Source organism: Roseibium alexandrii DFL-11 (genome assembly GCF_000158095.2).
Lineage (GTDB): Bacteria > Pseudomonadota > Alphaproteobacteria > Rhizobiales > Stappiaceae > Roseibium > Roseibium alexandrii.
This window is the reverse complement of sequence record NZ_CM011002.1, coordinates 1,045,707-1,060,424: the sequence shown is the minus strand read 5'-3', so window position 1 is coordinate 1,060,424 and position 14,718 is coordinate 1,045,707. Positions and strand designations below refer to the sequence as shown.

General features: G+C 57.0%; 14 protein-coding genes and 1 riboswitch. Of the genes, 3 read left to right on the top strand and 11 right to left on the bottom strand.

Annotated elements, in window-relative coordinates:
• Positions 1 to 22 precede the first annotated feature (22 nt).
• Together SADFL11_RS25415 and SADFL11_RS04960 are read right to left on the bottom strand one after the other, a co-directional pair.
• A complete protein-coding gene (locus tag SADFL11_RS25415) occupies positions 23 to 166 on the bottom strand; it encodes a hypothetical protein (protein ID WP_008189755.1) in 144 nt (47 codons plus the stop codon).
• A 191-nt stretch (positions 167 to 357) separates the two neighbouring features.
• The gene (locus SADFL11_RS04960; RefSeq protein WP_008188645.1) at positions 358 to 1,233 is read right to left on the bottom strand and encodes a hypothetical protein; all 876 of its coding nucleotides are present in this window, start codon (positions 1,231 to 1,233) and stop codon (positions 358 to 360) included.
• Positions 1,234 to 1,481: 248 nt separating this feature from the next.
• Here SADFL11_RS04960 and cobD point away from each other — a divergent pair, with 248 nt between their 5' ends.
• Genes cobD through SADFL11_RS04945 form a run of 3 tightly spaced genes read left to right on the top strand, consistent with a single transcriptional unit; the run spans position 1,482 to position 4,093 of the window.
• Entirely contained in the window at positions 1,482 to 2,483 is a 1,002-nt protein-coding gene (gene cobD, locus SADFL11_RS04955; RefSeq protein ID WP_008197150.1) for a threonine-phosphate decarboxylase CobD, read from the top strand.
• A 9-nt stretch (positions 2,484 to 2,492) separates the two neighbouring features.
• The gene (gene cbiB / locus SADFL11_RS04950; protein ID WP_008195094.1) at positions 2,493 to 3,470 is read left to right on the top strand and encodes an adenosylcobinamide-phosphate synthase CbiB; all 978 of its coding nucleotides are present in this window, start codon (positions 2,493 to 2,495) and stop codon (positions 3,468 to 3,470) included.
• Between the two features lie 11 nt (positions 3,471 to 3,481).
• On the top strand, positions 3,482 to 4,093 hold the full coding sequence (locus tag SADFL11_RS04945) for a DUF938 domain-containing protein (RefSeq protein WP_008192737.1): 612 nt from the start codon (positions 3,482 to 3,484) through the stop codon (positions 4,091 to 4,093).
• A gap of 43 nt (positions 4,094 to 4,136) precedes the next feature.
• Here the strand turns inward: SADFL11_RS04945 and SADFL11_RS04940 are convergent, their stop codons facing one another.
• From SADFL11_RS04940 to cobU, 9 genes are all read right to left on the bottom strand, one after another.
• A complete protein-coding gene (locus tag SADFL11_RS04940) occupies positions 4,137 to 5,129 on the bottom strand; it encodes a DMT family transporter (RefSeq protein WP_008192252.1) in 993 nt (330 codons plus the stop codon).
• Between the two features lie 94 nt (positions 5,130 to 5,223).
• The gene (locus tag SADFL11_RS04935) at positions 5,224 to 5,640 is read right to left on the bottom strand and encodes a hypothetical protein (protein WP_167578954.1); all 417 of its coding nucleotides are present in this window, start codon (positions 5,638 to 5,640) and stop codon (positions 5,224 to 5,226) included.
• 90 nt (positions 5,641 to 5,730) lie between these two features.
• Entirely contained in the window at positions 5,731 to 7,218 is a 1,488-nt protein-coding gene (locus SADFL11_RS04930) for a cobyric acid synthase (RefSeq protein ID WP_008195187.1), read from the bottom strand.
• On the bottom strand, positions 7,215 to 7,523 hold the full coding sequence (locus SADFL11_RS04925) for a YrhK family protein (protein WP_081450459.1): 309 nt from the start codon (positions 7,521 to 7,523) through the stop codon (positions 7,215 to 7,217). Before SADFL11_RS04925 ends, SADFL11_RS04930 begins: the two co-directional genes overlap by 4 nt.
• A gap of 1 nt (position 7,524) precedes the next feature.
• Positions 7,525 to 7,992, bottom strand: a complete 468-nt coding sequence (locus SADFL11_RS04920) for a GNAT family N-acetyltransferase (protein WP_008192554.1) — start codon at positions 7,990 to 7,992, stop codon at positions 7,525 to 7,527.
• A 9-nt stretch (positions 7,993 to 8,001) separates the two neighbouring features.
• Positions 8,002 to 8,640, bottom strand: a complete 639-nt coding sequence (cobO, locus tag SADFL11_RS04915) for a cob(I)yrinic acid a,c-diamide adenosyltransferase (protein ID WP_008193526.1) — start codon at positions 8,638 to 8,640, stop codon at positions 8,002 to 8,004.
• 14 nt (positions 8,641 to 8,654) lie between these two features.
• Positions 8,655 to 12,395, bottom strand: coding sequence for a cobaltochelatase subunit CobN (gene cobN / locus SADFL11_RS04910; RefSeq protein ID WP_008196539.1), 3,741 nt, complete (start codon positions 12,393 to 12,395; stop codon positions 8,655 to 8,657).
• A gap of 132 nt (positions 12,396 to 12,527) precedes the next feature.
• A complete protein-coding gene (gene cobW / locus SADFL11_RS04905) occupies positions 12,528 to 13,643 on the bottom strand; it encodes a cobalamin biosynthesis protein CobW (RefSeq protein WP_008189183.1) in 1,116 nt (371 codons plus the stop codon).
• Positions 13,640 to 14,191: a bifunctional adenosylcobinamide kinase/adenosylcobinamide-phosphate guanylyltransferase gene (cobU, locus tag SADFL11_RS04900; protein WP_008191545.1), complete on the bottom strand. Its 552-nt coding sequence runs from the start codon at positions 14,189 to 14,191 to the stop codon at positions 13,640 to 13,642. Before cobU ends, cobW begins: the two co-directional genes overlap by 4 nt.
• A gap of 34 nt (positions 14,192 to 14,225) precedes the next feature.
• A riboswitch (cobalamin riboswitch) is annotated at positions 14,226 to 14,457 on the bottom strand.
• Between the last annotated feature and the right edge of the window lie 261 nt (positions 14,458 to 14,718).

Sequence of the window (14,718 nt, the reverse complement as noted above, 5' to 3'; positions counted from 1 at the left end):
TGATCTCCCGGAAATCGCAGCCCTAGCTCGGATCGTCCCTGGATGGCGGTGTTCCGTGGGCTTTAAGATGAAAAAAGTCACGCGATCCGGTCAGAACCAGGGCAAATTCATCAATTTCAGACACGACTGCATCTGCAGAGCGCGCAAGGCCCGACTTCGGTTTCATGCTTCGATGCGCCTCAATCAACGCCGCACGGGCACTTCCCAGTGATTGCAGTAACTTATCCCGGTCAAAGTCCAGTGGAGACCGGGTTCGCCTTGGGTGAGACATGGTCAATTTAATCCTGCGCACAGCTTGATGTTCTTATTTTGTTCTATTTTCAGCCAAGCGCCCCCGCGTGTCAACATGAAGCCTGGCTATTTTACATCATGCCAATACCGGTCCGGGATCGCACGGTGCCGGTCAGACAAAAAGGGATTCGCAATTTCCAGTACGGTCAGATCGTTCTGCCGAATATGACCCAAAGCCGTTTGAATCCGCGGATGTGTTTCAAAAAGCTGCATGAAGGCACCGGCCTCATAGGCCCGTTCTAGCCCGCGCTCGATCAATTCTGCCACGGCACGGTTGTCTTTTCGCACGTAGAAGAAAAACCCGAAGCGGTATTTCACAAGCAGATTGTTATCGACGGTGAGGTTTGGATAGATTTCATCGAAATTCGCTCTTTCGGCATGGGCTTCATGGACACCGAGATTGAACACATTCGTGCGGCCGACAGACAGCATCCGCCAGATGTTTTTCCATTCCGCCGGCAGAACCTTAAACCCGGCTGCCCTGAAAATATCCGTGTCCGGCCAGCCGAAGCCGGAGCCAATCACAGCATAGTCGCGAAACTCATCCAATGTCTTGATTTGCGCCAGCTGATCCAGCTGGTCCTTGCGGGTCACAAATATGCGGTGACCAAGCAGGCCGCGGCTCAAGGGGATGTCGATCTGCTCAAAACGTTTTTCGCGTTGCGGCGATCCGCCGCTGTAAAAAACATCAAAATTTGAGCGGCCTTGCTCAAACTCGATCAACACGCGTTCCTGCGTCGTATCACCGAGCGAAACCACCTCAAGGACGGCATCCTCTCCGGAATGTTCCAATGCGAGTTTCAGCAAGGAAACTTCGTAACGGTCATCACCATCATCGTAATGTTCGATCCCAAGCCGCACGATCTGCTGTGCTTGAACACCCGCACTTGCGGACATCCAGAGCATCAGGACAAAGACAAGCACTGCACGTGATCCGGGCATTGCGTCTCCCTTGACTGAAACCTACCATACAAAACACACACGAGAATTGGTAACTTGATCTGCAGACCTTGGCGACTTGGTCAAATCGACAATGTCTTTTTCCCACGCGCAAAACTGCAACCTTGTCTCACGTGCCGTTTCTAACGCAGCATAAGTCGTGATCCGCCTGTACTTTTATCATTGATATCCGCTAGATAGCAGCCTTGGACAACCATGCGGCTTGCGCATCACACAGGACTGACCGGGTCATGAAGCACGGCGGAGATTTGAGCGAAGCAATCGAGCGCTTTGGCGGGACACCTGACCAGTGGCTAGACTTGTCGACCGGCATCAATCCGCATGCCTATCCAGTCCCGGACCGGTTTTCCGATAAAGCGTGGACTTCCCTGCCCGCACAGTCTGCCCAGGATCAGCTTATTGGCGCTGCGCGACAGACCTATGCAGTGCCGGATCATCTTGGACTTGCCGCAGGGCCCGGCACCCAGCTGCTTTTGTCAGTGTTGCCGCAGCTTCTGCCCCAAGGCCCTGTTGCCCTGGCGGCCCCAACTTATACCAGCCATGCAGACGTGTGGACCCGGGACGGCCGCAAACCGGTCGAACTATCCAGTATTTACGCCCTGCCCGCCGATGCGAAAATCGTTCTGCTCGTCAATCCGAACAATCCCGACGGTCAACTTGTTGATGTCAAAAGTCTTCTGGAGATCGCCAGAACGTTGACGGAGCGCGGCGGGTACCTTGTGGTGGACGAAGCTTTTGCCGATGTCATGCCCGGTTCAAGCCTTCTGCCGCATATGGGCAATGAAAACATCCTGATCTTGCGTTCGTTCGGCAAGTTCTTTGGTCTGGCCGGCCTGCGTCTCGGTTTTTTGGCAGGACCAAAGCCGATGATCGCAAAGGTCTCAGCCCTTCTGGAAAGCTGGTGCCTCAGCGGCCCGGCTCTGGAACTCGGCACGGCCGCACTGAAAGACCAAGCCTGGCAAAAATCCATGACCCGCCAACTGGCCGACGAAATGGCCGATCTCACACTGGCGCTGCAACAGAACATGCTCAGCGTCTTTGGCGGCACCCCGCTATATGCGCTTGCCGGGACGAGATCTGCCGCCAAGCTGCATGACGCACTTGCCAAACAGCGGATCTGGACCCGGGTCTTCGACTACGCACCAACCTGGATCCGCTTCGGCCTGCCGGGTGGCGCTGAAAACCTGGCACGCCTGACCGACGCGCTTGCAGCGGTTCAAAAAGACCTCTAACCAGCACCCATGCTGCTTTATGAAAACGCGCTTTGGCTGCTACTCGCCGCCCTGATCCTCGACGGGATTGTCGGTGATCCGGACTGGCTTTGGCGTCGCCTGCCCCATCCAGTGGTCTGGATTGGCAAAGTTATTTCAGCACTTGATCAAGCACTGAACCGCAAAGACTGGCGCCCTCAGACCCGCCGGGTCGCCGGGATCGTGACCTTGTTGATCTTGTTGGTCGGGAGTATTGCGCTGGGCTTCCTCGTTCAGGAATTCGCAACCGCGATCCCTTTCGGTGAATTCCTGATCGTCGTTATTGCTGCAGTGTTGATCGCTCAAAAAAGCCTTTATGAGCACGTTGCAGCGGTGAGAATCGGCTTACTAAACAACGGCCTTGCCGGTGGCCAGCAGGCAGTCGCCATGATCGTTGGCCGGGATCCGAACTCCTTGGACGAAGCGGGTGTCTCCCGCGCTGCAATCGAATCCTGCGCCGAGAATTTTTCAGACGGCATTGTCGCGCCGGTTTTCTGGTTTGCCGTTCTGGGACTGCCGGGCCTGATAGCCTACAAAGCGGTGAACACAGCAGACAGCATGATCGGGCACAAGAACGAGATATATACTGATTTCGGCTGGGCATCGGCACGGTTTGATGACCTGATCAATCTTCCTGCCTCCCGATTGTCAGGTATGTTCCTGGCGCTAGCGGCGCCGCTTGCCGGCGGATCCGTCAGAAAAAGTTTTTCGGCCATGGTTCGGGATGCGAAACAGCATCGCTCCCCCAATGCCGGCTGGCCGGAAGCGGCAATGGCCGGTGCGCTCGGCTTGGCGTTGGCCGGTCAACGGACCTATCCTGGATACACGGTTGATGATCCATATATGAACGCAAACGGACGCCGGGACGCAACGGCTGATGACATCTCGCGCGGCCTCAAGGTTCTTGTCGGCGCGTATGGTATCGAAGCCGCGCTTGTTCTGCTTCTGGCTGTTCTTTTCTTGATTTGAGAGACAAACCCATGCTTCCCTTTTCTGCAGCCGCTGACCGCAACAAGGACGTCGTTCTGGAGACCTTGCGGCCAATCCTGGCGAACCGAACAAAGGTTCTGGAGATCGGCAGCGGCAACGGCCAGCACGCAGTTCACGTCACGAACGCCTTGCCGCATATCACATGGCAATGTAGCGATTTGCCGGACAACGTTCCGGGCATCGCTGAACGGCTGAAACAAGACGGCAATGACCGGACACCCGCTCCGATTGCCCTCGACGTCGCCTCGCCTCCATGGCCTCTGCCAGCACCGGACGGACCGGAGGCCTTCGATGCCATTTTTACAGCCAACACACTGCACATCATGTCATTTGAGCATGTGGAAGAGTTTTTCGCCCGTGCTGGCGAAGTCCTGTGCACACAGGACGGCGCTCTTTGCGTCTATGGACCACTCAAGTACGGCGGCGCCTTCACCACTGAAAGCAATGCCGCCTTTGATGTCCAGCTGAAAAGCTGGAACCCAGTGAGCGGCATCCGTGACTTTGAAGAACTCGACGCACTTGCCCAAAACACGGGCCTGACCTTCGCCGTAGATCACGCCATGCCTGCCAACAACCAGCTTGTGGTCTGGGAACGAGGCTAGTTTTCCCAGCAGTCACAACGGCCAGATGGTGGGGACTATTGCCCTAACGGCGGCCAATTTTCGTGGCAAGTGCGAGCTTTCGCTGTTTTTGATGTTCGCGCAAGAACACCAGAAGACCGCCGCCGACAATCAGACCAATTCCCCCAAAGACCACCGGCGCCGGCAATTCACCGAACATCAGCCAGCCCCAGAAAACGGCGAGCGGCAAACCAATATATTCAAACGGCGCAATCGTTGCCGCATCCGCGATTCTGTAAGCTTGCGACATGGTGTACCCAACGACACCGGAACAAAGCCCGAGCGCAACAAACCAATAGACATCCTCTTCCGGCGGCCAAACCCAGGCGCGCAGCAAGAACTGCAGGCTGGCGTTGTCGAAGCTGTCAGCGTAACGGCCATCCCCGGCGACCAGGAAAAACCCTATGGATACAATGAGGAATCCGGACTGCAAGTAAACAGCAAGGGCGGAGGCTTTGCTTGCAACACCCAGTTTCCGCGTCAAGACCTGCATCATGGCATAGGCCGCTGCGCCAATAACAGGCAGAATCAGAACCGCGCGCCCACCTTCAATCTGCAGATCGGTTTTCCAGGGCTGCATCATCAGGACGACTCCGCAGAAACCGATCCCGACTGCACCAAGCCGCCAGGGTCCAACCTTCTCGCCAAGTATGGGGATCGACAATAGCGTGATGAGCAGCGGCGCAACAAAAAACAGCGCTGTTGCATCGGCAAGTGGCACAACGGCGAGCGCGGTGAAAAAGCTCATGTTTGCAATCAGAACCATCACGCAACGGACGACATGCAAAATTGGCCGCCGTGTCTTCAGAATCGTCCAACCACCCTCGAAATGCACAAGAAACAGCATGAAAATGAGACCGATCAGGGACCGGACAAAAATCATCTGATGCAAGGGATATCCGCCCGACAACTGCTTGATCAGCATGTCGTTGACGGAAATTGCCGTCACGCCGGCAAGAACAAAGACAATCCCGGCAGCTGGTCTGGAAAGGGGCGTGGAAGATGAAAGCAGTCTCATTTATCCCGCCTACACGAGATGCGTGCGCCGCGCCAGCCCATCGGAACACATGTCGGGTATAAGCTTGCAATACTCGGCTGGATCACACTGCCGCTTAAAGTCGCCTCAGGCCTAGTATGAAGTTAGTAAATCGGCGTGTGCCAATCGTGAGAAACACTCCCATCCCCAGCGTAAACAATCCGTTGCCAAGTTCCGGGTTTGCCAGAACAGCCAAAGCCGATTGAGAGTCCATATAAGACTTGAACAAGACGGCGTTGAACAACGATTGCAGACCGCGAACTGTGAAGTAGAGACCAATCACAACTATCGCGATCTGCAGCATATTTTCAGATGGGATGTGATCCGGTTCTGCTTGCGGATCAGGTGTTTTCAGATCGCGTAGAACAAGTTGGGGAAAGAAGAACAGCAGACCAGCTATGAGCAGACCACCGCCGACAGCGCCAAAGGACACAATTTGCAGGGCTGGATCAGAATTTGCGGCGAAGAAAGCAAAACTCAACAAAGTGCTCAAATTGCTAACCAGAAGAAAAATGGCGAATAGTCGGACCTGAACGGTCCCAATGTATTCCATAAGAACTCCCTTAAAAAACGATCGCCGGACCTATCGGTTGTTTGCAATCTCCAAGATCACCTCAACATCCAGCACACGCTCCAAATGCTTCGCGAATTCATCAAGCACCGTGTCGATCTGGTGCTCGTAGGCAAGGTCGGATACCGCCCCGAAGCCTTTCAGATAGGTTTTCCGAAAACCATCATCGGTAAAGAGCCCATGCAAATAGGTTCCGGCAATACGGCCATCTGATGACTGCGCCCCGTCCAGTTTCGGCGTCCCGCCCGCATCACGGATGTGGAGATATGGCCGGGCGCAATCAGGCCCGGATGTGCGACCGATATGGATCTCGTATCCTTTGACACTGGCACCCGATGCCAGGTGCTTGCCCTCAGCCTCGACGAGCGATTTATCCGCCGTCAGTACCGTTTCGACATCAAGAAGCCCCAGCCCTTCGACAGTTCCGGCCGATCCCTCGATGCCATCAGGGTCGGAGATGGTTTTGCCGAGCATCTGATAACCGCCGCATATCCCGATAACATGGCCGCCCCGGCGCACATGAGCTGCCAAGTCAATGTGCCAGCCTTGTTTCCGGAAGAACGCCAGATCGCCGATGGTTGATTTGGATCCAGGCAGAAGGACGAGATCCGCATCTCCCGGCAAGGGCGTTCCGGGCTGGATCAACTCGAGAGAGACATCCGCTTCCATACGCAACGGGTCGAGATCATCGAAATTGGCAATCCGGGAAATCACCGGAATGACGATCTTGATCCCGCCCCTGCCCGCGCCGCTTGCAAGATCCAGCGCGTCTTCCGCAGGCAGTTTGTTGGCATCTGCAAACCACGGCACAACGCCCAGGCCCAGCCAGCCGGTGCGCTGGGCGATCTCGCGCATGCCGTCATCAAAGAGGCTCGGATCGCCGCGAAACCGGTTGATGAAAAACGCCTTGATGCGATCCTGCTCGGACGGCTCCAGCACTGCATGGGTACCCACCACCGAAGCAATGACACCGCCCCGGTCAATGTCAGCGCACAGGACAACAGGCAGGTCGGCTGCTTCCGCAAACCCCATGTTGGCGATGTCACCTGCGCGTAGGTTGATTTCGGCAGGGCTGCCCGCGCCTTCCACGATGACGAGATCGGCGTCTGACTGAAGTTTTGTAAAGCTCTCCAGAACCTTCGGCAAAAGCTCTGCTTTCTGCTTGCCATATTCGCGGGCGCGCATGGTGCCGAAGCGCTTTCCCTGAACGATAATTTGCGCGCCAGTATCCGTTTCGGGTTTCAAGAGAACCGGGTTCATGTGCACGGTCAGCGGTACGCGGCATCCCATCGCCTGCAAGGCTTGCGCCCGGCCGATCTCGCCGCCGTCGGAGGTGACAGCGGCATTGTTGGACATGTTCTGCGGCTTGAACGGGCGGACCGTCATGCCGCGATTGGCATAGAGGCGGCACAGCCCGGCAACAATCAGACTCTTGCCGACATTGGATCCGGTCCCCTGGATCATCAGAGCCGGTGTGCGGCGGCCAGTGCTGTTTGTCATCGGCTCACCGGCTCATCAACCGGCGGCGCGCCATATGGCCGGAATTCCTTCGGCACCGGGAGGTTGGCGAGTTTCAGCTCCAGAAGAAGCCGGATGGTCGGCCGCACCCCGAACAGGATCGAGCCGATCAGAAACAGCCAGGTTCCGGCATAAAGCAGGCTCTCGTAGAAAAAGAAGATACTGCCGATCACGAACATGAGCGCTGCGAGAAACTCAACTATTGTCCGGTAGAGTTCATACTTGCGCACGATCTCCGCATGGTCCGGAGACGCGCTGCGAAGGCTATGATCAAACAGCTTGCTCATTTCAAAGGCCCTTTTTGAAGCACCGGAAGGTCATGTCCAGCTGGGTTTTGGTCTCTCCGGTTTCAGCATATCCAAGGGATTTATAAAAGCGCTCCGCCGTGAGCGTGCTGGAAAGACAAGACTCATCCAGACCGCGGTCGCGAAACGTGTCTTCAAGCGCCCGCATCAAGGTTTTGCTCACCCCGGTCAAACGCGCATCCGGCAACACATACATCAAGGGAATGTGCCCCTTGGGTGTCCCCATTGCAAAGCCGAGAATGCGTTTGTCCTGATCCTGGACGACAAACGCTGCCCCCGGACCATCGATCCAGCTTTCCACATTCGGCGCGGTTTTGTTTTTCAGCCAGGCTTTATAGCGATCCGGATTGTCACCATGGTCAAGCCCGCAGAGCTCAATAATGGATGCGCGCAGCAGCAGCGTGATCTCGTGAGAGTCCGCGCTGCTGGCGCGTTCAACTGTGTAAGGCATCGCTCGGTCTTAGAACTCAATGCCTTCTTGCGGCTTTACGCCAGACCGGAACGGGTGCTTGACCTGCGTCATGTCCGTGACAAGGTCCGCGACTTCAAGCAGCTCATCCTTGGCGTTCCGTCCGGTGATGATCACGTGGACGTCTTCCGGCTTTTCATTCTTGAGGAAGTCAACGACCTCGTTGATGTCGAGATAGTCGTAGCGCAGCACGATGTTGAGTTCATCACACAGGATCAGCCGGAAGTCTCCGGAGCGGATCATGTCCTTGGCAGCGTCCCAGGCCTGTTGAGCCGCATCGATATCCCGCTGCCGGTCCTGGGTTTCCCAAGTAAATCCCTCACCCATGCGCTTGATCGTCACCAGATCGTGGAACCGCTCAAGCGCCATGCGTTCGCCAGTTTCGATCCGGCCTTTCACGAACTGGACAACGCCGACCTTGTGACCATGGCCAAGGGAACGGAAGACCATACCGAACCCGGCCGTCGACTTGCCCTTGCCCTTTCCGGTGTGAACGATCACCAATCCCTTTTCGATGGTCTTGGTCGCCATAATCTTGTCGCGCGCGGCCTTTTTCTTGCGCATCTTTTCCGCATGGCGCGCGTTGAGTTCGTCTTCCGTAAGCTCGGGTTTATCCGTATCGGCGGTCATGGTGTGTCTCCCGATTATTGTGTTTTGTTCAAATCATTCAGTGCAGCATGGGTCGAATTGCGGCGCGGTGTCCAGAGGCCACGATCAAGCGCCTCCTGAAACCGTGCCAGCATTTCCTGATAGCCTGCCGGATTCGCGTCCTGAAGAAAGTCGCGCACGACTTCATCGCCCAAATAGGCCTCGTAAAGCTGATCAAAATGGTGATCGCCGACAGCCCTGGTCGTTGCGGCAAACGCAAACAGATAGTCGAGCGTTGCCACCATTTCGAAAGCGCCTTTGTAGCCATGACGCATCACGCCCTTGATCCATTTCGGGTTGGCAGCCCGACCGCGCACGACACGGCCGATTTCCTCAGACAAGGAACGCACAACCGGGCGCTCGGGACGCGAGTGGTCGTTGTGATAGACTTTTGGCACGTCGCCTTTCAGGTGCTCAACCGTTGCCGCCAGACCACCCTCGAACTGATAATAATCATCGCTGTCGAGAAGGTCGTGCTCGCGGTTGTCCTGATTGTGCAAAACCGCATCAACGGAAGCCAGCCGCCCTTCAAGTTCGCCGCGCGCCTGATCACCCGACGCACCGCCGCCATAGGCATAGCCGCCCCAGGTCAGGAAAGCTTCGGCAAAGTCACCGCGTTCATCCCAGATCCCTTCGTCGATCAGCGCTTGAAGCCCAGCCCCATAGGCGCCGGGTTTTGAGCCAAACACCCGGAACCCGGCCCGGCGCTGGGCCTCATCTGGCGAAAGGCCTGCGGCAGCCAATTTCGCCTCTTCCTGTTTCATGCGCGCGGCAACGGGATTGGCATCCTCCGGCTCTTCCAGTTGACCGACTGCCCGCACAGCGCTGTCAAAAAGGTCCATCTGATGCGGGAAAGCATCCCGGAAAAAGCCGGACACTCGCAAGGTCACGTCAATTCGCGGGCGTCCGAGCTCCGACAATTTCAGGATTTCAAAGCCTGTAACGCGCCCTGACGCAGTTTCCCAGACCGGTTTGGCGCCGATCAGCGCCAGCGCCTGCGCAATATCATCGCCGCCCGTGCGCATGTTGGCCGTGCCCCAGCAGGTCAAAACCAACGACGCCGGCCACTCGCCTTCTTCCTGAAAATACCGCTCGGCCACCAGCGAGGCCGATTGTTGGCCGAGACGCCAGGCTGTTTCTGTCGGAACAGCCCGCACATCGACCGAGTAGAAGTTCTTACCCGTCGGCAAGACATCCGGCCGGCCACGAGACGGCGCGCCTGACGGGCCCGGTTTGACGAACCCGCCATTCAGCGCGGTCAAGACTGCGTCCAGCTCCGACTGTCCGGAACCGGTCACCGACGGGCGGATCCGTTCTTCGATTTCAGCCAGCACCGCCTGCACCGCCGGCCAGTCCAACGAAGTGACTATATCGCCCGCGACAATTCGTTGCGCGAGCAACTCAAGCCGCTCAACCGTATCGCCATTTGAGCGCCATGGCGCGTCAGAGACACTTGCAAGCACATCCGGCTTCGCTCCGGCCCAAGGTGCCGCAAAATCACAATTAAGCGGGTCAAACGCGGAAAACCCCAAGTCCTCTGAAAGCGCCCGCTGAAGACTGTTCTGCCGCGCCCCACCGCCACGCGGAACCCGCACAAGGGCCGACAGCAGGTCAGTCAGGAGGTTACCCTCCGGACTCTCGCCCAGAATATGCAGGCCGTCGCGGATCTGAAGTTCCTTCAGATCACACAAATGTGCATCAAGCCGGGCAAGACGGGTGTCTTCGTCCATCTCGTCGGTGATGCCGATATCCTTGTCGAGGCCGTGCCGGCTGGCCGCATCCAGGATGTCCCGGGTCAGCGCCTTGAGCCGCCGAGGATCGACACCGCTTGCGAGGTAATACTCATCCAGCAGGGTCTCCAGCTCCTCGGCAACGCCATGGCTTTCGGCCCGCGTGAGCGGCGGTGTCAGGTGGTCAACAATCACTGCGGATGTGCGCCGCTTCGCTTGCGCCCCCTCACCCGGATCATTGACGATAAACGGATAAATGTTCGGCATGGGGCCAAGCACGGCCTCCGGAAAGCAGCCTTCAGAGAGGGCGAGCGCCTTGCCAGGCAGCCATTCCAGATTTCCGTGCTTGCCGAGATGGATCACCGCATCAGTGCCAAACTCCCGGCGCAGCCAGATATAAAACGCGAAATAGTGGTGCGGCGGCACCAGATCCGGGTCGTGATAGGTCTCTTTGGGATCAATGTTGAAGCCACGTGCGGGCTGGATGCCGACGACCTGATTGCCGAACCGATGCAGCGCCAACCGGAACGTACCGTCGACTAGGTGCGGATCGTCTTCCGGGTTGCCCCATCGATCCTGAACAGCTGTACGGACCACTTCGGGCAGTTTGGCAAACTCGGCGGCATAAGTGGTAAGTGACAGCTGTTCATAGCACACCCTCTCCTGCCTCTGCGCAAGAGAATTGGTTACGCCGGACGTTAAAATGTCCATCAGGCCCGTCGACGTTTCCGGGGCATTTCCGACATCATATCCGGCCTGTTTCATAGCATTGAGCACAGAAACGCAGGAGGCTGGCGTATCGAGGCCGACCCCGTTGGCAAGACGGCCATCCTTGTTCGGATAGTTCGCCAGGATCAGCGCGGTCTTTTTGTCTTTTACAGCAACCCGTCCAAGGCGGGCCCAGTTGGCCGCCAAGTCGGCCACAAACCGCATGCGATCCTGCACAGGGGTGAATTTCACGGGCGTCGATTGCGTCTCTGGGTCAAATACACCCTCTTCCTTGAAAGACACGGCCCGGGTCAACAACCGCCCGTCGATTTCCGGCAACACCACATGCATCGCAAGGTCGCGGATTGACAGCCCCTGATCGCTCTCCTCCCAGCCCTCCCTCGATGAGGATGAGAACACGACCTGAAGAACAGGCTTGCCCCATTTATCGAGCGGTGTGGGCTGGTGCTCAATGCCGGCCTTGGAAACGGCAAATGCAGTGCCATTCAGTACGACATCCGGCTGCGCCCCTTCAAACAAGGCGTCCAGAACAGCAATCGATTCTGCTTCTTTGAGGCTGGAGACAAAGACCGGCAGCGCATTGACGCCGGCATCTGCGAGTACTGAGACCAAAGCATCGACAGGCGCGGTCTGGGACCCTTGCACCAGCGCCCGGTAAAAGGTGATCGCAGCGACGGGAGCTTTCGGGTCTGCCCAGGTTGATCTCACCGTTTCCAGACCCGGCGCGGTATGGCCAGGCAGGTAAATCCCGGCTCTTGGCAGAAGAACCGCATGCGCAGGCTCTTCGGTCTGCCCGATCAGGTGACCGGCAAACCGCAATGCGTTGGCGTAGTTCTCAGGCCCGCCCTCAATGAAGTAGCGCCACATCTGACGCACATCATCCGTGCTGCGCGTCGAATGGCTTGTGAGAGCTTCATCCCATTTGTCGTCACCGGGTATGACAACAAGATCGATACCGCTGGCGCGCGCCTCTTCAACAAACCGCCCCAACCCGTAGCGCCAATACTCAACACCTCCAAGAACGCGCAGGATTACGATCCGGGATCCGCGAACCGTCTGCTCTGCATAAAGATCAACCGAATACGGATGCGACAGTGCCATCAGGTTCGCAAGACGTAGGCTTGGGGCACCCGACCCTAAGCCTGACTGCGCCGCTGCCAGACTTCCAAGCTCGGTGTCGGCGGCGGACAAAAACAGGATGTCGGCAGGCTGCTGAGCGAGGTCGACAGCATCGCCCCCGTCGTCGATCCGGCGCGTCTGGCTTGCGAGAATGTGCATCTGGATGGTTTCTCGTTATTATGTCATCCCATGGCAGATCCATGAGATCCGTCGCTGTTTTTCAGTGAGAAAAGGCTTCCGTTGAATTGCAGGACACAGCCCGGCAACATCAGCATGTAACGGCGCCTGAAATCACTCAGCCGCTTCTGCAAGCCCCGATAGCGCCCCGCGAACAGCGCCCAAATCGAAACCTTTGAGCCCAATCACCACCAACTTGCCCGCACTCTCCGCACCTGATGCAAACCAGGTTTCAACCCTCGGACCGACAGCCTGAACCATGGCCGGCGCGGCCTTGCCATCCACCTGAACCGCCCCTTTGATCCGAAGAACACCTATCAATGCCATGGCCTGAAGCACCTGCGCTTCAGCTTCCTTCAGCGACGCAAAAACCGGCGCCTCGATCACATGGCTTTCAAAGTCATCGTGGTGGTGATGATCATGATGGTGGTCGTGGTCGTGATGATGATCATCGTGATCATGGTGATGGTCATCATCATGGTGGTGATGGTGATGTTCGTGACGGGAGGCCATGTCATCCTCAGCCGCTGAGCCGCGGCCAAGCAAAACCTCGATCGGCAAAGTGCCTTTTTCAGACGCAACGATATGCACGGCCGGGCGGACCTCAGCTGCAATTTTTGCCTGAACACCCGCAAGAATATCGCCCGCGACCAAATCGGCCTTGTTCAGCACCACAAGATCTGCACAGCGCAGTTGATCCTGGAAAAGCTCCTCAACCGGGCTTTCATGATCCAGCGCTTCATCCGCGGCGCGCTGGGCTTCCAGCGCGGCTTCATCCAAGGCGATCCGCCCCTCTGCAAGCGCAGCTGCGTCCAGAACCGTGACAACACCGTCCACAGTGACTTTTGGTTTTACCGATGGCCACGAAAAGGCCCGGACCAGCGGCTGCGGCAGGGCAAGACCGGATGTCTCTATTACGATATGCTCCGGCGGGTTTTCACGAGCCAGCAGCATTTCCATGGTGGGCAGAAAGTCATCGGCGACCGTGCAGCAAATGCAGCCATTGGTTAGCTCCACAACTTCTTCTGCCGAACAGCTCGGGTCCGCACAGCCGTTCACCAGCGATCCGTCAAATCCCATATCGCCGAATTCGTTGACGATAAGCGCGATCCGCTTGCCGCCGGCATTTTGCAACAGGTTGCGGATCAAGGTCGTTTTTCCCGCGCCAAGAAAACCGGTCACGATGGTTGCCGGGATTTTTTGACCCGGCCTAAGCGTTGAAGAAGTCACAATCCGATCTCCGGTTGATGCGAGGGTTTGAGAAGAAGCGGCTGTCCAGCAGCGACAAACACGACCTGATGGCACGCCGATGCGATATCCTGGTTCAAACGGCCTTGCGCGTCCCGGAACGACCGCGACAAGCGGTTCTCCGGCACGATCCCCATGCCGACTTCGTTGGAGACAAACACACACGGCCCGGCAAGACCCTTGGTGGCTTCAATCAAGCGCGCCGTTTCCTCAGCTATGTCCTTGTCAGAAAACATCAGGTTGGACAGCCAAAGGGTCAGGCAGTCAACGAGGATAACCCGGTGCGCGGCACTTTCGCGGCTCAGCACCCCTGCGAGATCCAGCTGCTCTTCAATGGTAATCCAGTAAGATCCGCGTTGGTCCTTGTGAAGGGCAATACGGTCCGCCATCTCGTCATCGAAAGCGGCACCCGTTGCGACATACACCCTTTCCAGGCTGCTTCGAGCTGCAAGCCTTTCTGCAAAGGTGCTTTTTCCGGACCGGGCCCCGCCAAAAACGAGGGTAGACCGGCCATGGTCAGACTGCGTCACATGTGTCTCCCAGCCGTCCGCCCGACAGCCTTGCGGTTAAACTCTATCGACGGCCGGTCTCCTGGCTCGCGGTTCCTTGTGACCGGCACCCCTTCCCGGAAGCCTTGAGAACAACGCTCAGAGGTACCCAGTGGGTTTTGTGCCAGCACTCGCCGCTCACAGTTGCGGGGGCAGCTCCGGATCAATCATAAATGAAGACCTACCGGATTCCCGTTTCATCCGGGCCGGATCACTCCAGCACCAGAACCGTCTGTTTCCTTCCTAACCGGAACCAATCGACCACACAAGCAAGAGTGTTTACGGAGGTAAGTCTTCTTAGCCATATGTTTGACCGCAAATTGCCATTGCCAGTTGGAAAACGCAGCGTTTTGGGTTCCATCTTGGCGGCAACGCAGAACTATGACCGGCAAAGCGCTTCTGTTAAAAACCGATCGATACAACTAGGCATCTGAAAAATTTGTAGTTTTCCACATACCTGACGAAAAAATAACGATGGAATGAAAAAAACGCATTTCAGGGCTTGGCAA